Genomic DNA, 26,544 nt, shown 5'->3' on the forward strand with positions numbered 1-26,544 from the left:
CCGCCTCACCCCTCAGCCGACGGCGACCACCTCGACCCGGTCCTCGACCGGCGCGTAGCCGAGCCGTCGGTACACGCCGTTGCTGGTGGGATTCGCCAGGTCGGTGAAGAGGAGCACCTCGCGCGCCCCGGCCGCCCGGGCCGCCCCGCTCACCGCGTACGTCACCCCGGCGGCGAAGCCGCGCCCGCGCCGCCCGGGCGGGGTGTACACGGGGCCGACGCGCGAGGCCGAGCCGATCGGCCGGGTGAACCCGGCCAGGGAGACCGGCTCTCCGGCGTGTTCCCAGAGCAGCAGCCCGCCGTAGGAGAGCCGGTCGCGCAGTGCCGCCTCGGAGGCGGCGCCGCGCACCCCGGCCTCCCGCTTGAACGCCACGGTCCACTCCAGCAGCAGCGGCAGATCCGCCGGCACGGCCCGCCGGGCCCGCCCCTGCGGAGCCGGGTCCGGCGCCAGCAGCCCGTCGAGCCGGTACAGCCGGGTCTCCTCGGCCGTCTCCCAGGGCCTGCCCCAGGCTCCGGCCAGCAACTCCGCCTCAGGCCTGCGGGCGTTGACGGCGCCGACCCCGCTCAGCAGCGGCTCGGTGCCGAGCGCGGCCCCCAGTGCCCGGACGGCCTCCGGGGGCAGCGCGCCGAGCGTCAGGGGGAACGGCGGGGTGCACACCACGCCACCGGCGACCGACCCGTCGGCCCCGGTCCACCAGCCGAAGAAGGGGGCGGGACCCGGCCCGAAGGCCTGCGGCCCGCGCCGTGCCAGGGCGTCGGCCACGGACAGCAGCAGGGTGTTGGTGACCGGCTCGGCGGCCACGGCCGGACCGGCGGCGGCCTGATAGGAGGCCAGGTCCGAGGTGAAGGTCCAGGTCATGCCCCATGGTGGTGCCCGCCCGGCTCGGCCCGCAGCCCCTTTTCCGGCGGTCACGGGGGGGGGAGGGTACGGGGGCACGAGGGGTCGGTCAGGGGCGGTCGGTCACGGCGGGAGGAAGGACGCCCCGATGTCCCGCAGCCGGGTGTGCAGTTCGGTGAAGACCGCCGCCGCGCGGTCGCCCGGCCAGTCCGCGGGGAGCAGTTCGCGCGGCAGGCCCGGGTCGGCGTACGGGAGGCGGCGCCAGGTGTCCAGGGCCGGGAGGTAGCCCCGGTAGGCCTCCTCCGGCGTCGGCTCCGGGCCCGACTGGAGGGCGCGCAGGGCGGGCTCGTGGAGGTCGAGGAACTCCTCGTGCTGCTTGGCCAGCGCCGCCAGGTCCCACCAGCGGGCCACCGCCTCGGCGGTCGGGGCGAAGCCGAGGTGCGCGCCCCGGAAGAGCTCCACGTACGCCGTCAGACGCAGCCGGTCCAGGGTGTGCCCGGTCTCCTCCGCGATGTGGGCCGGGGCGATCCACACGCCGGGCGCCACGTTCCCGAAGCCGAGCCGGGCCAGCCGGGAGCGCAGCAGGTGCCGCTTGCTGCGCTCCTGCTCCGGGACGGAGAACACCGCGACGAGCCACTCCCGCGAGGGGCCGGCGGCGGGCCCGTAGATCCGCCGGTCGCCGTCGTCCAGCAGCTGCCGGGCCTCCGCGGACAGCTCGTACGCCGCCGAGCCGTCCGCCGCGCGGGCGGGCAGCAGGAAGCCGCGCCGCTTGAGCCGGGACACCGACGAGCGGACCGACGGGGCGTCCACGCCGACCGCGCCCAGCAGGCGCACCAGCGCGGACACCGGTACGGGGCCCTCGAAGGCCCGCCCGTAGGCGCCGTAGAAGGTGACGATCAACGATCGCGGAGTGTGCTGCTCGGCCACGGGCCTACTCTAGATCGCGCAGCCGGAACCGTTGCAGTTTCCCGGTCGCGGTCCTCGGCAGGGCGGGGACGAAGACGAAGGAGCGCGGGCACTTGTGCGGGGCCAGCTCGGACCGCATGAAGGCCCGCAGGGTCTCCTCCGTCAGCACCACGCCCTCACGCGTGACGGTGTACGCGACCACGATCTGCCCCCGCCGCTCGTCCGGGCGCCCGACGACCGCCGCCTCCACCACGTCCGGGTGGCGCAGCAGGGCCTCCTCCACCTCCGGGCCCGCGATGTTGTAACCCGAAGAGATGATCATGTCGTCGGCCCGGGCGACGTACCGGAAGTACCCCTGCGGATCGCGCACGTAGGTGTCGCCGGTCAGGTTCCAGCCGTCCCGTACGTACTCCCCCTGCCGGGGATCGGCCAGGTACCGGCAGCCCACCGGGCCCCGCACCGCCAGCAGCCCCGGCTCGCCGTCCGCGACCGGCCGCCCCGCCGGGTCCACCACCCGGGCCTGCCAGCCCGGGACCACCCGCCCGGTCGTGCCCGGGCGGATGTCCTCGTCCGAGGCGGAGATGAAGATGTGCAGCAGCTCCGTGGCGCCGATGCCGTTGATGATCCGCAGCCCGGTGCGCTCGTGCCAGGCCCGCCAGGTGGCCTCCGGCAGGTTCTCGCCCGCCGAGACGCAGCGGCGCAGCGACGACAGGTCGTGCGCGCCGACGTCGTACGGGCCCAGCGCGTCCAGCATCGTCCGGTACGCGGTCGGCGCGGTGAACAGCACGCTGACCCGGTGCTCGGCGACCGCCGGGAGCAGCAGCCGCGGCGTGGCCTGCTCCAGCAGCAGCGCCGAGGCCCCGGCGCGCAGCGGGAAGACGACCAGCCCGCCGAGGCCGAAGGTGAACCCCAGCGGGGGGCTGCCGGCGAAGACGTCCTGCGGCCGGGGTCTGAGCACCTCGCGGGAGAAGGTGTCGGCGACGGCCAGCAGATCGCGGTGGAAGTGCATGCAGCCCTTGGGGCGCCCGGTGGTACCGGAGGTGAACGCGATCAGGGCGACGTCGTCGGCGGAGGTCTCGACGGCGGTGTAGGGCTCCGGGTGGGCCTCGGCGAGGCGCAGCAGGTCGTCCGGGTCGGCGCCGCCGTAGGGGGTGATCCGCAGCCCCGGCACCTCGGCCTTGACCAGATCGTCCAGCACCGTCACATGGCACAGCGCATGCCGCACCTGGGCCATCGCGCACACCGTGGCCAGCTCCTGCGCCCGCTGCTGCGCCAGTACGGTCACGGCCACCGCGCCCGCCTTCATCACCGCGAGCCACGCGGCCGCCAGCCACGGGCCGGTGGGCCCGCGCAGCAGCACCCGGTTGCCGGGGACCACCCCCAGATCGGCGGTGAGGACGTGCGCGAGGCGGTCGACGCGCTCGCGCAGCGCGCCGTACGTCCACACCCCGCCGGTCCCGTCGAGGAACGCGGGGCGCTCGGGCCCGAAGCGGGCGATGGTCCCGTCGACCAGCTCGGCCCCGCAGTTCAGCCGGTCCGGATAGGCCAGCGTGGGCAGCTCGAAGAGGAGTTGCGGCCAGGCGTCGGGGGGCGGCAGGTGGTCGCGGGAGAAGGTGTCGGCGTGAGCGGAAGGCTTGAGCTCCAAGGCGGGATGCGCCCCCTTGCGACGGTCCGGGCCCCAAGGCGTGGGACCGATTGGGTCGAGCCGGCCGTGCGATTGCCCCACGAGCGTATCGTGATGGTGACGGTAGTCAACAGGACGCGATAGTTCGATGGATTCGATGGATTGCGGGGACACTCGGATGACCGGATTCGCGCTCGGAGCGGAGCAAGAGGAGTGGTGCGCGCGGCTGCGGGCGCTGTCGGCGGACCGGCTCCGGCCACTGGCCGAGAAGGGGGAGCCGGGCCGCGTCAACCGGCCGCTGCTGGCCGCGCTCGGCGACGAGGGCCTGCTGGAACGGGTCTTCACCTCCGGGGCGCTCGACCTCTGCCTGCTCCGGGAATCCCTCGCCTACGGCTGTACGGAGGCCGAGACCGCGCTGGCCCTGCAAGGGCTGGGATCGTACGCGGTCCTGCGCGAGGGGACCCCCGCCCAGAGCGAGCGCTGGCTGCCCGGCGTCCGCTCGGGACGGACCGTGGCGGCCTTCGCGCTGAGCGAGCCGGGGGCGGGCTCCGACGCGGCCGCCCTGGCGCTGGACGCCCGCCGCGACGGCGCCGGCTGGCGGCTCACCGGGGACAAGTGCTGGATCTCCAACGCCCCGGAAGCGGATTTCTACACCGTGTTCGCCCGAACGGGTGAGGGGCCGGGCGCCAAGGGGGTGACGGCCTTCCTCGTCCCGGCGGACCGCCCCGGCCTGAGCGGGGAGCCCCTCGACATGCTCTCCCCGCACCCGATCGGCTCGCTCGCCTTCGACGGTGTGCCGGTCGGCCCCGAGGACCTGCTGGGCGAACCGGGGCGCGGCTTCCGGGTCGCCATGGACACCCTGAACCTCTTCCGGCCGAGCGTCGGCGCCTTCGCGATCGGCATGGCCCGCGCCGCGCTGGACGCCACCCTGGCGCACACGGCGGGCCGCACCGCCTTCGGCGGGGTGCTCGGCGACCTCCAGGCCGTGGCCCACCGGGTGGCCGAGATGGCCACCCGTACCGAGGCCGCCCGGCTCCTGGTCTACGCGGCCGCCGGAGCGTACGACAGCGGCTCCCGGGACGTCCCGCGCCGCGCGGCGATGGCGAAGCTCCTCGCCACCGAGACGGCGCAGTACGTGGTGGACCACGCGGTCCAGCTGCACGGCGCGGTCGCCCTGCGCCGCGGCCACCTGCTGGAACACCTGTACCGGGAGGTACGGGCGCCGCGCATCTACGAGGGGGCCAGCGAGGTGCAGCGCACCATCATCGCGAAGGAGCTGTACCGGGGGGTGGCCGCGCGATGAGCCCGGAGCGGATCAATCCGGCGGAGCTCTCCCCGCCGACGGGCTTCTCCCACGCGGTGACCGCCACCGGCGGCCGGCTGGTCTTCCTCGCCGGCCAGACCGCGCTCGACGGCGCGGGCAAGGTCGTGGGGGACACCCTGCCCGAGCAGTTCGAGCGGGCGCTGACCAACCTGTTGACGGCGCTCGCGGCCGCCGGCGGCGCCCCGGCCGACCTGGCCCGGGTGACCGTCTACGCCGTCGACGTGGCCGCGTACCGGGAACACGCCCGCGAACTGGGCCGGATCTGGCGCGCGTTGGCGGGGCGCGACTTCCCGGCGATGGCGGTGATCGGTGTGGTCCGGCTGTGGGACGAGCAGGCGATGGTCGAACTGGACGGCATCGCCGTCGTGGACTAGGGCGCCCCAAGAGGGGCCCGCCCCCGGCCCGCCGGCTTTGACAGTGGGCCGGGGGCGAGGGAGGGTGGAATGGTCGCTTTGTACCACTTTCCATACTCGGAGGTGCATGGACATGCGCCGTGGGATCGTCGTGGCGGCCATGGCGGGGGCCGCCGGCCTCGCGCTCGGCCTGATGCCCGTCAGTGGCGCCGCCGCAGCGGGTCTTCCGCAGAACTACCGCTGTTCCGATGAATGGCGCGGGAACTGGAACGAGTGCTGCGCCCACTACCGCTACCGCAGCGACGTGCCCAGATGGTGCTGGGACCAGGTCTCGGACGCCTCCGGCTACCGCAACGACTCGTACTGGAACGGCAACCGGAACCACAACTGGAACCGCGGCAACTGGAACGACAGTCGCTGGAACAACGACCGCGGCAACTGGAACAACGACCGCGGCAACTGGAACCACGACAACGGCAACTGGAACAACGATCGCGGCAATTGGAACAACGACCGAGGGAACTGGAACAACGACCGCGGCGGATGGAACAACGGCGGCTGGTGACGCGTCCCGGCGGCCGGCCGGCGGCTGACGGCCGGGGTCAGCGGCTCTCCAGCAGGTTCCCCATCCACTCCTCGATGCCCGCGACCGTGCGCGGCAGGGCGCCCGACAGCAGTCGGGCGCCCGTCGCCGTGATGACCAGGTCGTCCTCGACGCGCACGCCGATGCCCCGCAGCTCCGCCGGGAGCGTCTCGTCGTCCGGCTGGAGGTACAGGCCCGGCTCCACGGTCAGCACCTGGCCCTCCTCCAGCACGCCGTCCAGGTACGTCTGCGCCCGCGCCTGTGCGCAGTCGTGCACGTCCATGCCCAGCATGTGCCCGCTGGCGCACAGCGTGTAGCGGCGGTGCAGATCGCCCTCGGTGTTCTTCAGCACCCCCCACTGCGCGAGGCCCTCCGCCATGACCCGCATCCCGGCCCGGTGGAAGTCCCGGAAGGTCGCGCCCGGGCGCAGCGCGGCGATGCCCGCCTCCTGGGCGGCGAGGACCAGTTCGTAGACCTGCCGCTGGACGGGGGAGAACCGCCCCGACAGCGGCAGGGTGCGGGTGATGTCCGCCGTGTAGAGGGTGTCCGTCTCCACGCCGGCGTCCAGCAGCAGCAGTTCGTTCGGGTCGAGCCGGCCGTCGTTGTGGATCCAGTGCAGCATGCAGGCGTGGGCGCCCGAGGCCGCGATCGTGTTGTAGCCGAGGCCGTTGCCCTCCGCGCGGGCGCGCAGGCCGAAGACGCCCTCGATCCAGCGCTCGCCGCGCGGGTGCGCGAGGGCCTGCGGCAGGGCCCGTACGACGTCCTCGAACCCGGCCGTGGTGTGGTCGACGGCCAGCTGTAGCTGGTCGACCTCCCAGGCCTCCTTCACCAGGCGCAGCTCCGACAGGACGGAGGCCAGCTCCCGGTCCCGGGCGGCGTCGCGGCCCTTCGGCGAGCCCAGGGTGTCCAGGTGGGCGCAGCGCAGGCCGGTCAGGCGCTCGGCCTCGGCCAGGTCGGGGCGGCGCCCCACCCAGAACTCCCCGTAGCGGCGGTCCCGGTAGAACTCCTCGTTGCCGTCGGCGCGCGGCGAGCGCGGCCGCAGGTACAGCACCGCCTCGTGGCCGTGCGGGCCGGAGGGCTCCAGCACCAGGACGTGGCCCGCCTGGTCCTCGCCCGTCAGGCCCGTGAGCCAGGCGTACGCGCTGTGCGGGCGGAAGCGGTGGTCGGCGTCGTTGGAGCGGACCTGGAGCTGCCCGGCGGGGATGATCAGCCACTCGCCCGGGAAGTGCGCGGAGAGCCGCTCGCGGCGCCGGGGGGTGGCGGCGTGGGCCGGGACCCGGTCGGTGGCGGGCAGCGGCGAGGCGGTCCAGTTGCCCGCCATGTAGCGGGTCAGTTCGGGGGATACGGGCAGGTCGTGGCTGCCCGTGTGCAGGCCGGAGGTGAGGCCTGAAGGGGTGTCGGTCATCGGGGCTCCCTACAAGAAGACACAACTGGTGGGCGCACAGGGCTTGTCAGTGCAATTTCACATTACTATGTTACAGGTCACACCGCGGCACGTTAATCCCCGTCAAACGCCGTGTGACGCAGGGCAGTTCCCCCCTTCCAGGGGCAGTTCACGCACCACTTCCCCCACCTCCCCTCCCAACCAGGAGTTCTTGGTGTCCCAGCACAGAGCTGTGCGCACGTCCCTCCTCTCCGCCGCCGTCGCGGTGACCCTTCTGGCCTCCGCCGGCCAGGCCGTCACCCAGGCCGCCGAGAACGGCGCCCCGGTTCCCGCCACCTTCGCGGCCGCCGCCCCCGCCGCGGGCCCCGCCGCGCCGGTCGGCAACCCGTTCGACGAGGTCGACCGCCTCGGCCGCGCCAAGGAGGCCGTCCCGGCGCCCGCCCCCGCCCCGGGCGGCAAGGCCGTCACCGACGCCAAGGTGCCCGGCGCCGCAACGGCCGCCGCCGCACCCGCCGAACGGTCCGAGAAGAGCCGCAAGGCGGCCGCCGCCGCCCCCACCGCGCGGAGCGTCGCCGCGGGCGTCCCCTGCACCCTTGACGGGATCACGAACCTTTCCCCCGAGCAGTTCGCCGACTTCCTCGGCGACCAGGCCGTCCTCGCCGACGGCTGTCTGCGCGGGCTGATCTGGACCTGGGACGCCCGCCTGGCGCCCGTCATGTCCGACGCCCACGTCCAGGCCGTCTCCCGCCGGATATCCTCCCTGGCCGCCGCCCACGACGGCCGGGGCTCCTCCCACCTGGAGGAGATGTTCACGTACCTGCACGCCGTCGCCTACCACGACTACTCGCGCGGCGAGATCGACGTCACCGACGCCCCCACTGTCGACGCCATGCGCCGCGCCATCGCCGACTTCGGTGACGCCGCCCGCACCTTCGACGCCACCGCCTCCAACGCCCGGACCCTGCGCGAGGCCCTCTACGCCGCCAGCGCGCCCGGCCTGCGCCAGCACCAGCTCGGCCTGATCAAGAAGGTCCTGGCCACCCTGGACGCCTCGCACCCCGCGACCAGCCAGGACGCCGCCTGGGGCGGCGCGGCCCTCGCCGCCCTGTCCGTCAACTACCTCGGCGTCTACCCCGGCAACCAGGACGCCGCCTTCCACGCGGCGGTGGCCGGCGACGCCTCGTACCGCGCCGCCTTCAAGGCCTTCGCGGGCCACACCCACCTCAAGGGCACCACCAACGCCTGGGCGGTCCGCGACGCCCTCGGCGAGTACGGCCGCTTCGGCCAGGTCGACGCCCTCAAGGACCAGACCGTCGCCGACCTCGGCGCCCTGCTGGAGCAGGTCAAGTCCGGCTTCGGCAACGGCAGCGAGCCCTGGGCCAAGATCGTCTCCTGGCTCAACTTCTACGAGGCCTGCAAGCCGTACGGGGTGTGCAAGGAGGACATCGAGAAGCAGCTGTTCCCCTACACCTACTCCTACGACAACGGCGCCATCAAGGTCCGCACCGCCCTGGACCAGGCCACCGTCGACCAGCTCTACTACGCGAGCAAGCAGGTCAAGGCCCAGTACCACCGGGTCCTGGGCACCGAGCAGCCGCTCGCCGGGGACCCCAACACCACCCTCAACATCGTCCTGTACGCCTCCCGCGCCGACTACGAGAACTACCACCCGATCCTGACCGGCTACGGCACCAACAACGGCGGCATCTACATCGAGAACGGCGCCACCTTCTACACCTACCAGCGCCGCGTCCCGCAGGACTCCTCCCTCACCCTCGAAGAGCTCTTCCGCCACGAGTACACCCACTACCTCAACGGCCGTTACGCCGTCCCCGGCTTCTTCGGCGAGGGTCCCTGGTACGAGGGCGACCGCACCACCGCCATGGACGAGGGCACCGCCGAGTTCTTCGACGGATCCACCCGCGACAACGGCATCGCCGTCCGCAAGTCCCTGGTCCGGGGCATCATCTCGGACACCTCCGGCGGTGGCCCCCGCATGACGGTCGAGCAGCTGCTGAACGCCACCTACGACGGGGACGGGTTCCGCTTCTACAACTACGCGGGCACCTTCTTCGAGTTCCTGTGGACCGAGAAGCCCTCCCTGCTGCGCGAGATGTACGGCTACCTGCGCACGAACGACGTCGCCGGGTACGACGCCTGGCGCCACCGCACCGGCGCGGACAGCTACCTCCAGCGCGACTACAACCGCTTCCTGGACGCCCAGATCGCCAAGGTGGACCAGCTCTACGTCCCGAACACCACGTTCACGCCCGACGCCCGGCTGCGCGACTCCGCGCTCGCCTCGGTGAAGTCGAGCTTCGCGGCGGCCACGTACAACACCCCGGACTGCGTGGAGAACGGCTCGGCCGGCAAGCGCCGGTTCGTCTGTACGGGCCGGATCACCGCGAACCTGAAGAACTGGCGCAGCGACGACCAGAACTTCAAGGACATGTCCGAGACGGTCGACTACTTCATCCTCGACCGGGCGGGCGCGGTCTCCAACAACCTGGCCGACATGAACTGTTCCTTCGGTCCGGTGGAGATCTGGGACACCAGGAAGGCGGGGACGTCGAGTTACAGCTGCGACGGTCCGCTGCGCGGCTGATCCCGTGACCGGGCCGGCCCCGCCCGCCCCCGGCCGGATCGGGCGGGGCCGTCCCGGCCGGTACGCGGCCGGCCCGGGTGGTCCTGGGCACCGACTAAAGAATGTGACATATTACTGCCGTGCCCAGACACTCCCAGGACGTCGTGATCATCGGCGCCGGCGTCGTCGGCGCCGCGTGCGCCTACTACGCCGGCCGCGCAGGACTCACCGTGGCCGTCGTGGACCGCGGCCCCGTCGCGGGCGGAACCACCGGCGCGGGGGAGGGGAACCTGCTCGTCTCCGACAAGGGGGCGGGAGCGGAACTCGACCTCGCGCTGTGGTCGGCGGGGCTCTGGCGGGAACTCGCCGAGGTGCTCCCGGAACGCATCGAGTACGAGGCCAAGGGCGGCCTCGTCGTCGCCCCGGACGAGACCACCCTCAAGGCGCTGCGGACCTTCGCCGACGGCCAGCGCGCCGCCGGGGTCCACGCCGTCGAGGTCGGGGCCGGGGAACTGCGCGAGCTGGAACCGCACCTGGCCCCGGGCCCGGCCGGAGGCTTCCACTACCCGCAGGACTCCCAGGTGCAGCCGGCCCAGGCCGCGGCGCGACTGCTGGCCGCGTCGGGCGCCGAGGTGTACCTGGGGGAGGAGGTGACGGGCTTCCTGCTGGAGCGCGGGGCGGTACGGGGGGTGCGGACCGGGCGGCGGGAACTGCGGGCCCCCGCCGTGGTCAACGCCGCCGGCACCTGGGGCGGGCGGATCGCCGAACTCGCCGGGGTGGAGCTGCCGGTGCTGCCGCGACGGGGGTTCGTCCTGGTCACCGAGCCGCTGCCGCGGGTGGTGCGGCACAAGGTGTACGCCGCCGACTACATCGCGGACGTGGCCAGCGGGTCCGCCGCGCTGCAGTCCTCGGCGGTGGTCGAGGGCACGCCCTCCGGCCCGGTGCTGATCGGGGCCACCCGGGAGCGGGTCGGCTTCGACCGGAGCCTGTCGGTGGAGGCGCTGCGGCGGCTCGCGGTGCAGGCGGCCGCGCTGTTCCCGGTGCTGGCCGACGTCCGGGTGCTGCGGGCGTACCACGGGTTCCGGCCGTACCTGCCGGACCACCTTCCGGCGATCGGGGCCGATCCGCGGGTGCCGGGGCTGCTGCACGCGTGCGGGCACGAGGGCGCCGGCATCGGGCTGGCGCCGGCGACGGGGCAGCTGATCGCCGCCGCCCTCACCTGCGCCGAAACCCCGCTGGACCCACACCCGTTCCGCCCGGACCGCTTCGGCCCGGACCGCTTCGGCCCGGACGGCTCCGGCCCGGACGGCTCCGGCACGGCGGCCACACGATGACGAAGGAGAACGGCAGATGAGCCAGAGTCCGGGTACCCGGTCGCCCCGGGCCCTCGTGGGCGGGGCGCCCGTGGCCACGTACACGATGCGCTTCGACGGGCGGGAGCTGTCCGCGCAGGCGGGGCAGAGCATCGCCGCCGTGCTGTGGGGCGCCGGGATCCTCGCCTGGCGGACCACCCGCGAGACCGGCGCCCCGCGCGGCGCGTTCTGCGGGATCGGCAGCTGCTACGACTGCCTCGTCACCGTCAACGGGCGTCCCAACCAGCGCGCCTGCCTGGTGCCCGCCCTGCCCGGGGACACCGTCACCACCCAGGAGGGAACCGGCCGTGCCGACCTCGCCGTCTGACCGCGGAGCGGATCCCGTGGACCTCGCCGTCGTCGGCGCCGGCCCCGCCGGGCTCGCCGCCGCCGTCACCGCCGCCGGCCTCGGGCTGCGCGTCACCGTCCTCGACGCCGGGGAGCGCCCCGGCGGCCAGTACTACCGCCACCCGGCGCCCGGCCTCGGCGCCGCGCGCCCCGAGACCCTGCACCACGGCTGGGCCGCCTTCGCCCGCCGCGAAGCCGCCCTGCGCGCCCACGAGTCGGCCGGCCGGATCACGTACCTGCCCTCGCACCACGTCTGGACCGTGGTCCCGGACGGCGGGCGCTGGACCCTGCACGCCGTCGCCGGCCCCGAGGAGCGCGCCGCCGCCGTCCGCGCCCGGGCCGTCCTGCTCGCCACCGGGGCCCACGAGCGCCAGCTCCCCTTCCCCGGCTGGACCCTGCCCGGCGTGGTCGGGGCCGGCGGCGCCCAGGCCATGCTCAAGAGCGGTCTCGTCCTGCCGGGCCGGCGGGTGGTCGTCGCCGGGAGCGGGCCGCTGCTGCTCGCCGTCGCCGGATCCCTCGCGGCCGCCGGGGCGCGGGTGCCCGCCGTCGTCGAGGCCGCCTCGTACACCGGGTACGCCGGGCGGGCCCCCGCCCTGCTCCGCAACCCCGGCAAGATCGGCGAAGCCGCCACGTACGGCGGCGCGCTGCTGCGCCACCGCGTCCGGCTGCTCACCCGGCACGCCGTGACCGAGGCGCACGGCACCGGCCGGGTCGAGGCCGTGACGGTCGCCCGCCTCGACCGCGACTGGCGTCCGCTGCCCGGCACCGCCCGCCGGATCCCCTGCGACGCGCTCGCCGTCGGCCACGGGCTCGTGCCCCAGCTGGAGCTGGCCACCGGGCTCGGCTGCGCGACCGTGCGCGCCGCCGACGGCACGATCGCCCTGGAACTGGACGCCCGGCAGCGGACCTCCGTGCCCGGCATCTGGTCCGCCGGGGAGACCGGCGGCATCGGCGGGGCCGAACTGGCGCTGGCCGAGGGGGAGCTCGCCGCCCGCGCGATCGCCGGGGCGGCCGCCCCGGCCGCGCTGGTCCGCCGCCGCGCCCGGCTGCGCGCCTTCGCCGCCGCGATGGGCGCCGCGCACCGTCCCGGGGCCGGCTGGACGGGCTGGCTCCGGGACGACACCGAGGTGTGCCGCTGCGAGGAGGTCCCGGCCGGGTGCGTCCGCGAGGCGGTCGAAGACCTGGGCGCGGGGGACGTGCGTACCGTCAAACTGCTCACCCGCGCCGGCATGGGCTGGTGCCAGGGCCGGATGTGCGGCCCGGCCGTCGCCGCCCTCGCCGGCGAGGGCGCTTCCTCCCCGGGCGGCGCGGCGCCGGACCGGCGGCCGCTGTCCTGCCCGGTCCCGCTGCGCCACCTCGCCGAACTTCCGGCCACGGACGGCTGATCCGGCTCCTCCGGACCCTTGTGGCCGACTCACACCCCCAAGTAAAATGTCACACATCACTCTAGGGAGCTCTCACATGACGTACGCGCCCACCCCCGCGCCCACCCGCACCCGCCCCTGGCACGGCATCATGGTCGCCACCACGCTGCCGCTGCGCGAGGACCTCAGCGTCGACCACGACGCGTACGCCGAACACGTGGCCTGGCTGATCGCCAACGGCTGCGACGGCGTCGTCCCCAACGGCTCCCTCGGCGAGTACCAGACGCTCACCGACGCGGAACGCGCCCAGGTCGTCCGCACCGCCGTCGAGGCGGCCGGCGACGGCGCCCGCGTCATGCCCGGAGTCGCCGCCTACGGCAGCGCCGAGGCCCGCCGCTGGGCCGAGCAGGCCGCCGAGGCCGGCGCCGGCTCCGTCCTGCTGCTGCCCCCCAACGCCTTCCGCGCCGACGCGGCCGCCGTCCGCGCCCACTACGCCGAGGTCGCCGCGGCCGGGCTGCCCGTCGTCGCGTACAACAACCCCATCGACACCAAGGTGGACCTGACCCCGCCGCTCCTCGCCCGCCTCCACGGCGACGGCAGCATCGTCGCCGTCAAGGAGTTCAGCGGGGACGTCCGCCGCGCGTACGAGATCGCCGAACTCGCCCCGGGCCTCGACCTGCTCATCGGCGCCGACGACGTCCTCCTCGAACTCGCCCTCGCCGGCGCCGTCGGCTGGATCGCCGGCTACCCCAACGCGCTCCCGAACGCCTGCGCCACCCTCTACCGGGCCGCCGTCGCGGGAGACCTCGACACCGCGCTGCCGCTCTACAAGTCCCTGCACTCGCTGCTGCGCTGGGACTCCAAGATCGAGTTCGTCCAGGCCATCAAGCTCTCCATGGACCTGGCCGGGCGCCCCGGCGGCGCCACCCGCCCGCCGCGCTTCCCGCTCACCGGCGAGACCGAGGCGGCCGTCCGCGCCGCCACCGAGAAGGCCCTCGCCGAGGGCCTCAACTAGTCGCGAGGGAACCGGAATGCGTACCCGCCACATCTACCACGCGGTCGACTCCCACACCGAGGGCATGCCGACCCGCGTGATCACCGGGGGAGTCGGGGTGGTCCCCGGCGCCACCATGGCCGACAAGCGGCTCCACTTCATCGAGCACATGGACCAGGTACGGACCCTGCTCATGTACGAGCCGCGCGGACACGCCGCGATGAGCGGCGCGATCCTGCAACCCCCCACCCGGCCCGACGCCGACTTCGGCGTGCTCTACATCGAGGTGTCGGGCCTGCTGCCGATGTGCGGCCACGGAACCATCGGGGTCGCCACCGTCCTCGTCGAGACCGGCATGGTGCCCGTCGTCGAACCGGTCACCACCGTCCGCCTCGACACCCCCGCCGGACTGGTCAGCGTGGACGTCCGGGTCGAGGACGGCGCCGCCGGCGCCGTCACCCTCACCAACGTCCCGTCCTTCTGCGCCGGGCTCGACCTGAAGGCCGAGGTGCCCGGTCTCGGCACGGTCACCTACGACCTCGCCTACGGAGGCAACTTCTACGCCTTCGTCGAACTCGACTCCCTCGGACTGCCCTTCGACCGGGCCCGCAAGGACGACCTGCTCGCCGCCGGGCTCGCGGTCATGGACGCCGTCAACGCCTCCGCCGACCGGCCCGTCCACCCCGAGGACCCCTCCATCGCCGGGGTCAAGCACGTCTACCTCGCCGCCCCCGGCTCCGACGCCCGCCGCTCCCGGCACGCCATGGCCATCCACCCCGGCTGGTTCGACCGCTCGCCCTGCGGTACGGGGACCAGCGCGCGGATGGCCCAGCTGCACGCCCGCGGCCTGCTGGAAACCGGTGCCGACTTCGTCAACGAGTCCTTCATCGGGACCGAGTTCACCGGCCGGCTCATCGCCGAGACCACCGTCGGCGGACTCCCGGCCGTCGTCCCCACCGTCACCGGACGGGCCTGGATCACCGGCACCGCCCAGTACTTCCTCGACCCGGCCGACCCCTTCCCCGGGGGGTTCCTGCTGTGAGCGCCGTCCGGGCCGTCCGCGCCACCGACTACCACACCGCGGGCGAGCCCTTCCGGATCGTCTGCGAAGGACTCCCCCCGGTCCCGGGGGACACCGTCGCCGAGCGCTGCGCCACCGTCATCGGCGCCGGCGGCTCCGGGACCGCTCCGCGCCCGGGCGCGCTGGACGACGTACGACGGCTCCTGGTGCGGGAGCCGCGCGGGCACGCCGGGATGTACGGGGGGTTCGTGGTGCCCCCGGACGACGACGGGGCCCACTTCGGAGTGCTGTTCTGGCACAAGGACGGCTACTCCACCGCCTGCGGGCACGGCACCATGGCCCTCGGCGTCTGGGCGGTGGACACCGGCCGGGTCGCCGCCCCCGACGACGGGGACGCCCGGGTGCGGATCGACGTACCGTCCGGGCGGGTCACCGCCACCGTGCACCGCGCCCGGGGCCGCACCACCGGGGTCACCTTCCGGGGCGTCCCGGCCCGGGTGGGCGCCCGCCGGGTGCCCGTCGCCACCTCCCTCGGCATCACCGAGGTGGACATCGCGCACGCCGGGGCCTGTTACGCCGTCGCCTCCGCGCGGGACCTCGGCCTGGAGGTCACCCGGGCCGCGCTGCCCTCCCTGGTCAGGGCCGGGCGGGAGATCCGCACCGCCCTGGCCACCCACCCCGCGACCTGGCACCCCGGCGGACCGCTGCTCTCCGGGGTCTACGGGGTGGTCCTGTACGAGGAGCTGCCCGACACCCCGTTCGGGCCGCACCAGCGCAACGTCACCGTCTTCGCCGACGGACAGGTCGACCGCTCGCCCTGTGGCTCCGGGACCTCGGCGCGGCTCGCGCTGCTGGCCGAGGACGGCCGGCTGGCGCCGGGGGAGGACCTGCTGCACGAATCGGTCGTCGGGACCGTCTTCACCGGCCGGGTGGTCCCCGGCGACCCGGCCGGTGACGGCGGCCTGGTCACGGAGGTCACCGGCACCGCGTACCGCACCGGCGAGCACGTCTTCGAGACCGATCCGCACGACGCCCTCGGCACCGGGTTCCTGCTGTGATCCCGCAGCTGACCGCCGAGGAGATGGCCGGGCTCCTCACCCCGGCCGCCGCGGCCGACGCGCTGGCCGACGCCCTGCGCGCCGGGGTGGACCCGGAAGGCTGCCCGTCGCGCACGGCCCTGGACGTCCCCGGCGGGCAGCTGCTGCTGATGCCGGCCGCGACCGGGGCGTACGCCGGGGTGAAGATCGCCGGGGTGGCGCCGGGGAACGCGCGGCGGGCACTGCCCCGCATCACCGGCTCGTACCTGCTCCTGGACGGCCCCACCCTGCGCCCGCTGGCCCTCCTCGACGGGGCGGCCCTGACGACGCTGCGCACCCCGGCGGTCTCCGCGCTCGCGCTGCGCCACCTGGCGCCGGCCGGGCCGCCGCCGCGGCTGGTGCTGTTCGGGTCGGGGCCGCAGGCGTACGGACACCTCGAAGCGGTCGCGGCGGTGCGGGAGCCGGCCGAGGTCGTGGTCGTGGCGCGCAAGGCCCCGGGCGCGGCCCGACTCGCCGCCCGCGCGCGGGAGATGGGCTACGAGGCCCGGACCGGGACCGCCGCGGACGTGGCGGGCGCCGATCTGGTCGTCTGCTGCACCACGGCCCGCGAGCCGCTCTTCGACGGGCGGCTCGTCGGCCCGGGCGCCACCGTCGTCGCCGTCGGCTCGCACGAGCCCGACGCGCGGGAGACGGACACGGCGCTGGTGCGGCGGGCGGCGGTGTACGTGGAGTCCCGGGCGGCGGCGCTGCGGGAGGCGGGGGACCTGCTGGTGCCGGAGGCGGAAGGGGCCATCGGGCCCGGTCATATCAGCGGCACCCTTGCTGACCTGGTCGCCGGCCGGCTGCCGGTGGGCGGGCCGCCGAATTGTCCACAGCTCTTCAAGAGCGTGGGCATGGCCTGGGAGGATCTCGCTGTGGCGGTCGCGCTGTTCCGGGCCGCCGGCGGAGACAACAGCGAAACGTGACATTGTACGCTGTGCCTCTGCTCGTCGGTGGTGTGCGGTGTCGGAGGAAAAGCAATGGGTGACCTGAAGCAGCACAGTCTCATCAAGGCCCAGGAACGGCTCCGCGACCAGGTCGGCCATGCCCTTCGAGCAGCCCTGATAGCGGGCGAACTCCGCCCGGGGAACGTCTACTCGGCACCGGGCCTGGCCGCCGAACTCGGCGTCTCGGCCACGCCCGTGCGCGAGGCCATGCTCGACCTCGCCCGCGAGGGCCTGGTGGAACCGGTCCGCAACAAGGGCTTCCGGATCACCGAGGTCAGCGAGCGCGACCTGGACCAGTACACCGAACTGCGCACGATGATCGAGGTCCCGACCATCGGCCGGATCACGAAGATCGCCAAGCCGGAGCAGCTGGAGGCCCTGCGCCCCATCGCCGAGGAGATCGTCACCAGCGCGCGCGAGCACAACCTCATCGGCTACCTGGAGGCGGACCGCCGCTTCCACCTGACGCTGCTCGCCCTCGCGGGCAACGACCGGCTCGTCGAAACCGTCGGCGACCTGCGCAAGCGGTCCCGCCTGTACGGACTGACCGGGCTGGACGAGGCGGGCAAGCTGGTCTCCTCCGCGGAGGAACACGTGGAACTGCTGGACCTGATGCTGAGCGGCGACGCGGAGGCGGCCGAGGCGTGCATGACGCGCCACCTCGGCCACGTCCGGTCGCTCTGGGCCCAGGGCCGCGACGAACCCGTCGGCCGCCCGGCGGCCCGCCTGGGCGGCGCGGCCAAGAACTGAGCTCCCGCGCGGGCCCGCCGGCCCGCACGGAACACCTCGGCGCCCCGCGCGGGACGCCGGGGAGCGGCCGGGCACTTCGGGCCCGGCCGCTCTACGGTTCCGGTGTCACGGGGAGAGTGGCTCGGCTGCTTGCCAACCGCTGCTACTTGCAGAACCGCTGCGCGGCCAGCTCGGACCCTGCCTTGAAGCCCTTCTCGAAGTTGGGGTCGACCGCGGCCAGGTTGTTCTTGTTCTGCTGGTTCAGCTTCTTGCAGTCCGCCTTGACGAGCGCGAAGCCCTGGGAGAAGCCTTCCTTGAACTGCGCCTTGGCGTCCTTCTGTTCGGCCGCCTTGGCGGAGCCGCAGGCGATCTCGCCCGTGCCGCTCTGCGTCGCGCTGTAGTCCGCGTCTTCCAGGTTGGCCACGGCGAAGCCGCCGCTGGCCGTGACGCTGGCCGTGAAGGTCTTGCCCGTCGAGCCCTCCAGGAGCACCTTGGTGCTCGGCCTGAAGCCGGTGCCGCTCACGGTGACCCTGCCGGTGCCGTTCGTCGAGGCTTTGGTGCTGCAACTCGCCTTCGTGGGCGCCGCGCTCTGCGCGGCGTGCGCGGAGGACACGGCGAAGCCCAGCGTGCCGACGGCGAGTGACGAGGCGATGAGGGGGGTGAACAGGGCGACGCGAATGCGTGTGTTCATCGTTCGTTCCTCCCTTTCGGGAGCGCGGAGGTGTCGTTCTTGAGGTCGCCACCCCGATCAGGGACGCGGCCGGGCGGTGGTGGTGAGCCACGCCTGCCCTCTGGGGTCACCGCTCACATTCGGCGTCCGAGGGCCGCAACTCCTCCCATTTTCCCGCCGTTGTCCGAGGCTGTCGACCGGGGGTGGGATCGGCTGCCGCCCGGGAGCCGGATCGGACACGGCTGGATAACGGCGGTACCGACCCCTTGTCAGTGCAATTTCACATTACTATGTTACCGGTCACACACCATAAAGCGCGGCCCTTCACTGGAGTGACCCATGACCAAGCGCACCCAACTCGCCCTCGCCACAAGCCTGGTGGTGGCTCTCGCACTCGGTGCCTCCGGCTGCTCCGACACCAAGAAGGGCTCCGCCCCGGGCAAGGGCGGCGGCGCGAGCAACCCCGCCGCCGCCAACGACGGCAAGATCCTCGGCGGCACCCCCGTCAAGGGCGGCACCCTGACCGTCCTGTCCAACCAGGACTTCTCCCACCTCGACCCCGCCCGCAACTGGACGATGCCGACGATGGACTTCGGCACCCGCCTCCTCTACCGCACCCTCGTCACCTTCAAGGCCGAGCCCGGCAAGGCCGGCAGCGAGCTGGTGCCCGACCTCGCCACCGACCTCGGCACCCCCTCCAACGGCGGCAGGACCTGGACGTTCACCCTCAAGGAGGGCGTGAAGTACGAGGACGGCTCGCCCGTCAGGTCCCAGGACGTCAAGTACAACGTCGAGCGCTCCTTCGCCCCCGACCTCACCGGCGGCCCCGACTACGCGGCCCAGTACCTGGCCGGCACCGACGGCTACAAGGGCCCCCTCCAGGGCAAGCACCTCGACTCCGTGAAGACCCCGGACGACCGCACGATCGTCTTCGAACTGAAGCGCCCCGTCGCCGAGTTCTCCGCGACCGCCACCCTCCCCACCTTCGCGCCCGTCCCCGAGGCCAAGGAGAAGGGCACCCAGTACGACGCCCGCCCGTTCTCCTCCGGCCCGTACAAGATCGAGACGTACGACCGCGACAAGAAGCTCGTCCTCGTCCGCAACGAGCACTGGGACGCCGCCACCGACCCCGTCCGCAAGGCCTACCCCGACAGGTTCGTCGTCGTGATGGGCCTCAAGGGCGGCCAGATCGACGACCGGATCATCGCCGGCGACGGAGCCGACGCCTCCGCCGTCCAGTACGCCGACATGCGCCCCGAGAGCGCCCCCAAGGTGCTGCCGAAGCCGGAGATCAAGGCGCGTCTGCTCGCCGAGTCCCAGGGCTGTACCGAGATGCTCCACCTGAACAACTCCCGCGCCCCCTTCGACGACCCCAAGGTCCGCGAGGCCATGCAGTACGCCGTCGACAAGGAAGCCGTGATCACCGCGGGAGGCGGCCCGGCCCTCAACGAGATCGCCACCGCCTACCTGCCCCCGGCCCTCACCGGCGGCAAGCAGGCCGACACCCTGAAGATCGCGCCCTCCGGCGACCCGGCCAGGGCCAAGGAACTCCTGAAGGCCGCCGGCAAGGAGAAGCTGAAGGTCTCCCTCGCCGTCTCCACCGGCGACAAGGGCAAGGCCGAGGCCATCCAGCAGGGCCTGTCCCGGGCCGGCGTCGAGGTCGTCATCGACACCGTCGACCCGGGCGCGTACTACGACGTCATCGGCGACCTGTCCACCACCCCCGACATGACGCTGACCGGCTGGTGCCCCGACTACCCCTCCGGCTCCACCTGGATCCCCTTCGTCTTCGACGGACGCACCGTCAAGGACAAGGGCAACCAGGGCAACTACAGCCAGTTCCGCGACGAGGCGACCATGAAGCGGATCGACGAGATCAACGCCATGGACGACGCGCGGCAGGCCGGCCAGGCCTGGACCGACCTCGACGCCGAGATCATGAAGAAGTCCCCCTCCATCCCGGTCCTGCTGGAGCGCAAGCCGCTGCTCGTCGGCCCCAACATCGCGGGCGCCTTCGGCCACCCCGTGTGGACCGGGACCATCGACTACGGCACGGTCGGCCTCAAGGACCCCTCGAAGAGCCAGGGCTGAGGCGGCCGGAGCCCCGACACCATGACCACCACCGCACCCGCCGCCGCCCGGGACGGCAGCGCGGCGCCGGCCACCGGCAGCAGCCCCTGGCAGCTCGCCCGGCGGGAGCTGCGCCGCCGCCCCGCCGTCCGCGTCAGTCTCTGCGTCGTCGTCCTCCTCGTCCTGATGGCCGTCACCGCCCCCTGGCTGGGGGCGCTCGGCGGCTGGTCGCCCGAGGAGTACGACAAGAGCGCCGTCGACCCCTACCTCGGCGGCCAGCCTCTGGGCTCCTTCGGCGGGATCGGCCCCGAGCACTGGCTCGGCGTCGAACCCGTCACCGGCCGCGACCTGTTCGCCCGCGTCGTGACCGGCGCCCAGGTCTCCCTCCTCATCGCCTTCGCCGCCACCGCCATCGTCGTCGTCACGGGCACCGCCGCCGGGATCGCCGCCGGCTACTTCGGCGGCCGCACCGACGCCGTCCTGTCCCGGCTGATGGACCTGACCATGTCCTTCCCCTCGCTGATCTTCATGATCGCGATGCTGTCGGTGGCCAAGGACGTCAACCGGATCGTGCTCATGACCGCCGTCATCGGCGTCTTCGGCTGGCCCGGCGTCGCCCGCGTCGTCCGCGGCCAGACCCTCTCCCTCAGACACCGCGAGTACGTCGACGCCGCCCGCGTCGGCGGTTCGAGCTCCTGGCGGATCCTCACCCGCGACGTCCTCCCCGGCGTCTGCGGCCCCGTCATCGCCTACACCACCCTGCTGATCCCCGGCATGATCAGCACCGAGGCCGCGCTCAGCTACCTCGGCGTCGGCGTCCGCCCGCCCACCCCGTCCTGGGGCCAGATGATCGCCGAGTCCGTGGCCTACTACGAGACCGACCCCATGTACTTCCTCATCCCGAGCGTCTTCCTCTTCCTCTCCGTCCTCGCCTTCACCCTCCTCGGCGACGCCCTGCGCGACATCCTCGACCCGAGGGGCGGCCGTACGTGATCCTCTACCTCGCCCGCCGCCTGCTCGCCCTCGCCGGCGTGCTCCTGGCCATCGCCGCCGTCACCTTCCTCATCTTCTACGTCCTGCCCTCCGACCCGGCGGCCGCCGCCTGCGGCAAGACCTGCAGCGCCGAACGGCTGGCCGACGTACGCGAGTACCTCGGCCTCGACCAGCCGCTGTGGCGCCAGTTCGCCGACTTCCTCACCGGCATCTTCACCGGCCGCACCCTCGGCAGCGGCCAGTACGCCGTCCAGTGCGACTTCCCCTGCCTGGGCTACTCGTACGAGAACTCCCTGCCCGTCTGGGACCTGCTGATGGACCGCCTCCCGGTCTCCGCCTCCCTCGCCGTCGGCGCCGCCGTCCTCTGGCTGGTCCTCGGCCTCGGCGCCGGGGTCACCGCCGCCCTGCGCAAGGACACCCTCACCGACAAGGCACTGATGGTCGGCGCCGTCGCCGCCGCCTCCCTGCCCGTCTACTTCACCTCCGTGATGCTCATCTACGGGGTCATCCGGATCGCGGGGCTCCTGCCCTACCCCACCTACCAGGCCTTCAGCGGCGACCCGCTCGGCTGGGCCACCAACCTGCTGCTGCCCTGGACCGCGCTCGCCCTGCTCTACGCCGCCATGTACGCCCGCCAGAGCCGGGGTTCGATGATCGAGGCGATGGCCGAGCCGTACATCCGCACCGCCCGCGCCAAGGGCATGCCCGAGCGCGTCGTCGTCGTCAAACACGGGCTGCGCTCCGGGATGACCCCGATCCTGACCATCTTCGGCATGGACCTCGGCGGACTGCTCGCCGGCGCCGTCATCACCGAGTCCATCTTCGGACTCCCCGGCATCGGGCGGCTGTTCTACGGGGCGCTGGTCAGCTCCGACCAGCCCGTCGTCCTCGGGGTCACCCTGCTCGCCGCGTTCTTCATCGTCGTCGCCAACCTCGCCGTCGACCTCCTGTACGCCGTCATCGACCCGAGGGTGAGGTACTGATGGCCGCTCTCCCCGAGCCCCCACTGCTCCAGGTACGCGATCTGCGGGTCACGTTCACCACCCCGCGCGGCTCCGTACGGGCCGTCGACTCACTGGGGTTCACCGTCGAGGCCGGGCGCACCCTCGGCATCGTCGGGGAATCCGGATCCGGCAAGTCCGTCACCTCGCTCGCCGTCATGGGCCTGCACCGGGGCGCCGAGATCGGCGGCTCCATCGCCCTGGCCGGGCAGGAGCTGACCGGCCTGACCGAGCGGGAGCTCAGCCGGCTGCGCGGCCGGAAGATGGCCATGATCTTCCAGGACCCGCTGAGCAGCCTGCACCCCTACTACACGGTCGGCGAGCAGATCGCCGAGCACGTCCGGGTCCACTTCGGGGCCCGCCGGGCCGCCGCGCGCCGACGGGCCGTCGACATGCTCGGCGAGGTCGGCATCCCCGAGCCGGCCCGCCGGGCCGGGGAGTACCCGCACCAGTTCTCCGGCGGCATGCGCCAGCGCGTCATGATCGCCATGGCGCTGGTCTGCGAGCCCGACCTGCTGATCGCCGACGAGCCCACCACGGCCCTCGACGTCACCGTGCAGGCGCAGATCCTGGAGCTGATCGCGCGCCTCCAGCAGGAGCGCGGCCTCGGCGTCGTGATGATCACCCACGACCTGGGGGTGGTCGCCCGCGTCGCCCACGACGTCCTGGTCATGTACGGCGGGCGGGCCGCCGAACAGGCCGGGGTGGACGAGCTGTTCGCCGGTCCCGCCCACCCCTACAGCCGGGGCCTGCTCGACTCGCTGCCCCGGCTCGACGACGCCGACGACGAACCCCTGCGGGCCATCCCCGGCTCCCCGCCCTCCCTGCTGGCGCCGGCCCCGGGGTGCGCGTTCGCCCCCCGCTGCCACGTCGCTGCCGCGGCCACCCCGCAACAGCGGCGCCGCTGCGCCACCGAGCGTCCCGAGCCGCGGCCGTACGGCGCGGCCCGGCGCTCCGCCGCATGCCATTTCGCGGGGGCCGACACCGCGGCGACCGCCCAGACCGCACAGACCGCACAGACCGCACAGACCGCACAGACCGCACAGACCGCCCCGGAGGTGTCCCCATGACCGTAGAGACCGGGCCGCCGGACACCCGCGCCCGGCCGGACCGGGCCGGAACGGACCCGGCCGAGCCGCTGCTGCGGGTGCGGGACCTCACCATGACCTTCGCCGGCAGGCGATCGGCTCCCGTACGCGCGGTCGACGGGGTCTCCTTCGACCTGGCGGCCGGCGAGACCCTCGGCCTCGTCGGGGAGTCGGGCTGCGGGAAGTCCACCACCGGCCGGATGCTGGTACGGCTCCTGGAACCCACCTCGGGCAGCGTCCGCTTCGACGGCCGGGACATCAGCCGGCTCTCCCCGCGCGCCCTGCGGCCGCTGCGCCGGCACATCCAGATGGTGTTCCAGGACCCGCACTCCTCCCTCAACCCCCGCCAGACGGTGGCCCGGATCATCTCCGACCCGCTGCTCGTACAGGGCGCGAGCGCGGTGGACGCCCGCCGCCGGGCCGCCGAGCTGATGGAGCTCGTCGGGCTGATCCCCGAGCACATCGACCGCTATCCGCACGAGTTCTCCGGCGGCCAGGCGCAGCGCATCGGCATCGCCCGCTCGCTCGCCACCGGCCCCCGGCTGATCGTCGCGGACGAGCCGGTCTCCGCCCTCGACGTCTCCGTCCAGGCGCAGATCGTCAACCTGATGGAGCGGCTGCGCGCCGAACTGGGCCTGGCCTACGTGTTCATCGCGCACGACCTGTCCGTCGTCAGACGGGTCAGCGACCGGGTCGCCGTCATGTACCTCGGCCGGATCGTCGAGATCGGCGACAAGAAGTCGCTGTACGAGAACCCCCAGCACCCGTACACCCGGGCGCTGCTGTCCGCCGTACCGCTGCCGGATCCGGTGGCGGAGCGGCGGCGCGAGCGGATCGTGCTGCTCGGCGACCCGCCGAGCCCGGCCGCCCCGCCCTCGGGCTGCACCTTCCATCCGAGGTGCGCGAAGGCGCAGGCCATCTGCCGCACGGAGCGTCCACTGCTCCAGGTCACCGCCTCACGCGAGGTGGCATGTCACTTCCCCGGTGACTGACGGGGATCCAGGGGAAGGAAGAGGAGGACCCCGGGGCCGACACGATCGGCCCCGGGGTCCTTCGCGCTGTCCGGCCGGGCGTCGGCCGGGCGTCGGCTAGGCGCCGGTCAGGCGAGTTCCCGGCGGAAGAACTCCAGCTCCAGGGCCATCAGCTTCTCCCGCGTCCCGCCCGGGGTCATGTGCGTGACGCCGGGCAGGGCCAGCAGCTGGTGCGGGCGGCCCGCGTCCGTCAGGGCCTGCGACAGGCGCAGGGTGTGCGAGGGGTGGACGTTGTCGTCGGCCAGGCCGGTGACCAGCAGCAGCGGCCGGGTCAGGGCGGGCGCGTCCGGGAGTAGGGAGTCCCGCTCGTAGACCTCGGGGTGGTCCTGGGGCAGGCCCAGGTACCGCTCGGTGTACGCCGTGTCGTACTGCCGGAAGTCGGTCGGCGCGGCTCCGGCGGCCGCGGCGTGGAAGACGTCCGGGCGGCGCAGCACCGCGAGGGCGGACAGGTAGCCGCCGTAGGACCAGCCGTGGATGCCGACCCGCCCGAGGTCCAGGTCCGGGTGGCGTTCGCCGAGCGCGCGCAGGGCCGCGACCTGGTCCTCCAGGGTGACCTCGGAGAACCCGCGGTACATGGCGTGGGTGTAGGCGGGCGAGACGTACGGGGTGCCGCGGTTGTCGATGGTGACCACGGCGAAGCCCTGGTCGGCCCACCACTGGCGGGCCTGCCAGCGGCGCGGCTCGGCGCTGACGTCCTGCATGCCGGGGCCGCCGTAGCTGTCCATGAGCACCGGCAGCCGCTGCCCGGGCACATGGCCGCGGGGCAGGACGAGCGCGGTCGGGATGGCGTGCTCGGTGACCCGCTCCAGCACCGGGACCACCCGGTAGGGCAGCGGCTCGCTCAGGTCCGCCGGGCTGAACTCCCGCCCGTCGGCGGTGCGTACGGTGCGCCGGATCCCGTCGGCGTCGGCCGAGGTCAGCAGCAGCACCCCGGCGGAGGCGGACACGGAGTGCACCCCGGGCCCGTCCGCGACCGGGGCCGGCTTCCCCGAGTCGAGGTCCAGCAGGAGCACCTGCTGCTCGGAGGGGTCGCGCTGACCGGCCTCGACGAGCAGGGCGCCCTGGTGGATCCCGGCGACGCGGCGGATCTGGATGCCCTCCCCGGTGAGCGGCTCCCCGTCCACGGCGAGGGCGCGGGCGGTCCCGCCGGGGGCGTCGGCCGCGGTCAGCATCCGGCCGTCGGGGAGCCGGGCCGGGGTGCCGGGCAGCGGGTCCACCCACTGGGGGTGCGTGGTGCGGGACAGCTCCCGGGTGCGCCCGGTGGCCGGGTCGGCGCTGAGCAGCGCGACGTTGCGCTGGAGCCGGTCCGCCACCGTCAGCAGGATCTCCCCGGCCGATTCCCAGCCCGCGTCGCAGACGTACGGGAGGGCCGCGGCGTCCCAGTCGAGCCGGATCCGCCGCTCGCCGGGTCCGAGCACCCACAGCTGGACATCGGCGTTGGGGCCGCCGGCCTCGGGGTAGGCGAAGTCCTCGGGCGGCAGCTCCGGGTGCGCCGGATCGGCGAAGTGGCGCCGCTGGAGGGCGGATTCGTCGACCCGGGCGGCCAGCAGCGCGGTCCCGTCGGGGGACCACCAGTGCCCCCGGGAGCGGCCCAGCTCCTCGGCGGCGGCGAACTCGGCGACGCCCCAGCGGGCCCCGTCGTCGGGGCTGACCCGGCCGCCGGGCGCGGTGTGCAGCGCGTCGCCGGTGACGTAGGCGACGCGGCCGCCGTCGGCGTCGGGACGGGGGTCGAAGACGGGCCCGGCGGCGGGGATCTCCCGGGGTTCCCCGGCGGGCCGTCCGCTCCCGTCGCAGGTGACCGCGTACATCCGCCCGTAGAGCGGGAAGACGGCGGTGCGGCCGTCGCCGGAGAGCGCGTACGAGCCGATGCCCTCGGCGACGAGCCGGATCCGCTCGCGCAGCCGCCGCTCGGCGACGGGCTGCTCGCCGGGTTCGGGGCACAGCTCGCGGGGGTCGGCAAGCCGGATTTCGGTGCCGGTGGCGGTGTCGAGAACCCACAGGCCGTCGAACGCGTCGGTGGGACCGGTGGAACGGAGGAACCAGAGCAGCCGGCCGTCGTCCCCGAAGGAGAACGCGCGCGGCGCGCCGTACGTGAAGCGGGCGGTGCTCGCGGAGAGCCTGAGGAAGTCATCCATGATACGCAGTGTGACATGTGAAATACCACACTGTATATGCCCCAAGCACCTGTCCGGGACTGGGCCGTTCGAGTGGTGACCCCCGGTGCGCGGGCTTAACGTCGAAAAGGTGGACCCGAACACAACGCCC

23 protein-coding genes are annotated in these 26,544 nt (G+C 73.8%); 17 read left to right on the forward strand and 6 right to left on the reverse strand.

The window, feature by feature from the left end; genetic code table 11:
• Positions 1-12: 12 nt before the first annotated feature.
• From IE248_RS06415 to IE248_RS06425, 3 genes are all read right to left on the reverse strand, one after another.
• Positions 13-858, reverse strand: coding sequence for a GNAT family N-acetyltransferase (locus IE248_RS06415; protein ID WP_100583358.1), 846 nt, complete (start codon positions 856-858; stop codon positions 13-15).
• A gap of 102 nt (positions 859-960) precedes the next feature.
• Complete coding sequence (locus tag IE248_RS06420; protein WP_008743079.1) at positions 961-1,764, reverse strand: PaaX family transcriptional regulator; 804 nt, start codon at positions 1,762-1,764, stop codon at positions 961-963.
• A gap of 4 nt (positions 1,765-1,768) precedes the next feature.
• Positions 1,769-3,388 carry an AMP-binding protein gene (locus IE248_RS06425; protein WP_190030147.1) on the reverse strand — a complete coding sequence of 540 codons (1,620 nt, stop codon included), beginning with the start codon at positions 3,386-3,388 and terminating at the stop codon, positions 1,769-1,771.
• Between the two features lie 157 nt (positions 3,389-3,545).
• Between IE248_RS06425 and IE248_RS06430 the strand changes: the two genes are divergently transcribed.
• The 3 genes from IE248_RS06430 (at position 3,546) to IE248_RS06440 (ending at position 5,609) form a co-directional block, all read left to right on the forward strand.
• On the forward strand, positions 3,546-4,670 hold the full coding sequence (locus tag IE248_RS06430) for an acyl-CoA dehydrogenase family protein (RefSeq protein WP_037794703.1): 1,125 nt from the start codon (positions 3,546-3,548) through the stop codon (positions 4,668-4,670).
• Positions 4,667-5,065, forward strand: a complete 399-nt coding sequence (locus IE248_RS06435; protein WP_008743076.1) for a RidA family protein — start codon at positions 4,667-4,669, stop codon at positions 5,063-5,065. The genes IE248_RS06430 and IE248_RS06435 overlap by 4 nt, the downstream gene beginning before the upstream one ends.
• Before the next feature lie 106 nt (positions 5,066-5,171).
• A complete protein-coding gene (locus IE248_RS06440; protein ID WP_190030148.1) occupies positions 5,172-5,609 on the forward strand; it encodes a hypothetical protein in 438 nt (145 codons plus the stop codon).
• A gap of 37 nt (positions 5,610-5,646) precedes the next feature.
• Here the strand turns inward: IE248_RS06440 and IE248_RS06445 are convergent, their stop codons facing one another.
• Entirely contained in the window at positions 5,647-7,032 is a 1,386-nt protein-coding gene (locus IE248_RS06445) for an aminopeptidase P family protein (protein ID WP_190030149.1), read from the reverse strand.
• 193 nt (positions 7,033-7,225) lie between these two features.
• On the opposite strand from IE248_RS06445, the gene IE248_RS06450 reads away from it, so the two are divergent.
• The 9 genes from IE248_RS06450 to IE248_RS06490 all read left to right on the forward strand — a co-directional run bounded on the left by IE248_RS06450 (position 7,226) and on the right by IE248_RS06490 (position 17,447).
• Positions 7,226-9,616, forward strand: a complete 2,391-nt coding sequence (locus tag IE248_RS06450) for a collagenase (RefSeq protein WP_008743073.1) — start codon at positions 7,226-7,228, stop codon at positions 9,614-9,616.
• 119 nt (positions 9,617-9,735) lie between these two features.
• Positions 9,736-10,929, forward strand: a complete 1,194-nt coding sequence (locus tag IE248_RS06455; RefSeq protein ID WP_190030150.1) for an NAD(P)/FAD-dependent oxidoreductase — start codon at positions 9,736-9,738, stop codon at positions 10,927-10,929.
• Positions 10,930-10,945: 16 nt separating this feature from the next.
• Positions 10,946-11,275 (forward strand): (2Fe-2S)-binding protein, encoded by a 330-nt coding sequence (locus IE248_RS06460; protein ID WP_229895153.1) that lies wholly within the window; start codon positions 10,946-10,948, stop codon positions 11,273-11,275.
• The gene (locus tag IE248_RS06465; RefSeq protein WP_073796562.1) at positions 11,256-12,680 is read left to right on the forward strand and encodes an FAD/NAD(P)-dependent oxidoreductase; all 1,425 of its coding nucleotides are present in this window, start codon (positions 11,256-11,258) and stop codon (positions 12,678-12,680) included. The genes IE248_RS06460 and IE248_RS06465 overlap by 20 nt, the downstream gene beginning before the upstream one ends.
• A gap of 76 nt (positions 12,681-12,756) precedes the next feature.
• Positions 12,757-13,674: a dihydrodipicolinate synthase family protein gene (locus IE248_RS06470; protein WP_037798287.1), complete on the forward strand. Its 918-nt coding sequence runs from the start codon at positions 12,757-12,759 to the stop codon at positions 13,672-13,674.
• 16 nt (positions 13,675-13,690) lie between these two features.
• Positions 13,691-14,695, forward strand: a complete 1,005-nt coding sequence (locus tag IE248_RS06475; protein ID WP_190030151.1) for a proline racemase family protein — start codon at positions 13,691-13,693, stop codon at positions 14,693-14,695.
• A complete protein-coding gene (locus IE248_RS06480) occupies positions 14,692-15,732 on the forward strand; it encodes a proline racemase family protein (protein WP_229895155.1) in 1,041 nt (346 codons plus the stop codon). The genes IE248_RS06475 and IE248_RS06480 overlap by 4 nt, the downstream gene beginning before the upstream one ends.
• 23 nt (positions 15,733-15,755) lie before the next feature.
• On the forward strand, positions 15,756-16,676 hold the full coding sequence (locus tag IE248_RS06485; protein ID WP_190030469.1) for an ornithine cyclodeaminase family protein: 921 nt from the start codon (positions 15,756-15,758) through the stop codon (positions 16,674-16,676).
• A 54-nt stretch (positions 16,677-16,730) separates the two neighbouring features.
• The gene (locus tag IE248_RS06490) at positions 16,731-17,447 is read left to right on the forward strand and encodes a GntR family transcriptional regulator (protein ID WP_037798293.1); all 717 of its coding nucleotides are present in this window, start codon (positions 16,731-16,733) and stop codon (positions 17,445-17,447) included.
• A gap of 142 nt (positions 17,448-17,589) precedes the next feature.
• On the opposite strand, the gene IE248_RS06495 is transcribed toward IE248_RS06490, so the two are convergent.
• Entirely contained in the window at positions 17,590-18,117 is a 528-nt protein-coding gene (locus IE248_RS06495) for a hypothetical protein (RefSeq protein WP_073796559.1), read from the reverse strand.
• 318 nt (positions 18,118-18,435) lie between these two features.
• On the opposite strand from IE248_RS06495, the gene IE248_RS06500 reads away from it, so the two are divergent.
• The 5 genes from IE248_RS06500 to IE248_RS06520 all read left to right on the forward strand — a co-directional run bounded on the left by IE248_RS06500 (position 18,436) and on the right by IE248_RS06520 (position 24,240).
• Positions 18,436-20,187, forward strand: coding sequence for an ABC transporter substrate-binding protein (locus IE248_RS06500; protein ID WP_190030152.1), 1,752 nt, complete (start codon positions 18,436-18,438; stop codon positions 20,185-20,187).
• Between the two features lie 21 nt (positions 20,188-20,208).
• Complete coding sequence (locus tag IE248_RS06505) at positions 20,209-21,159, forward strand: ABC transporter permease (protein WP_008742883.1); 951 nt, start codon at positions 20,209-20,211, stop codon at positions 21,157-21,159.
• Positions 21,156-22,142, forward strand: coding sequence for an ABC transporter permease (locus IE248_RS06510; RefSeq protein ID WP_073796557.1), 987 nt, complete (start codon positions 21,156-21,158; stop codon positions 22,140-22,142). Before IE248_RS06505 ends, IE248_RS06510 begins: the two co-directional genes overlap by 4 nt.
• Positions 22,142-23,230: an ABC transporter ATP-binding protein gene (locus tag IE248_RS06515; protein WP_190030153.1), complete on the forward strand. Its 1,089-nt coding sequence runs from the start codon at positions 22,142-22,144 to the stop codon at positions 23,228-23,230. The genes IE248_RS06510 and IE248_RS06515 overlap by 1 nt, the downstream gene beginning before the upstream one ends.
• Positions 23,231-23,322: 92 nt before the next feature.
• On the forward strand, positions 23,323-24,240 hold the full coding sequence (locus IE248_RS06520) for an ABC transporter ATP-binding protein (protein WP_229895219.1): 918 nt from the start codon (positions 23,323-23,325) through the stop codon (positions 24,238-24,240).
• A gap of 107 nt (positions 24,241-24,347) precedes the next feature.
• Here the strand turns inward: IE248_RS06520 and IE248_RS06525 are convergent, their stop codons facing one another.
• Positions 24,348-26,414, reverse strand: a complete 2,067-nt coding sequence (locus IE248_RS06525; protein ID WP_190030154.1) for a S9 family peptidase — start codon at positions 26,412-26,414, stop codon at positions 24,348-24,350.
• Between the last annotated feature and the right edge of the window lie 130 nt (positions 26,415-26,544).

The sequence above is a fragment of the Streptomyces goshikiensis genome, assembly GCF_014650555.1.
GTDB classification, from domain to species: Bacteria; Actinomycetota; Actinomycetes; order Streptomycetales; family Streptomycetaceae; genus Streptomyces; species Streptomyces goshikiensis.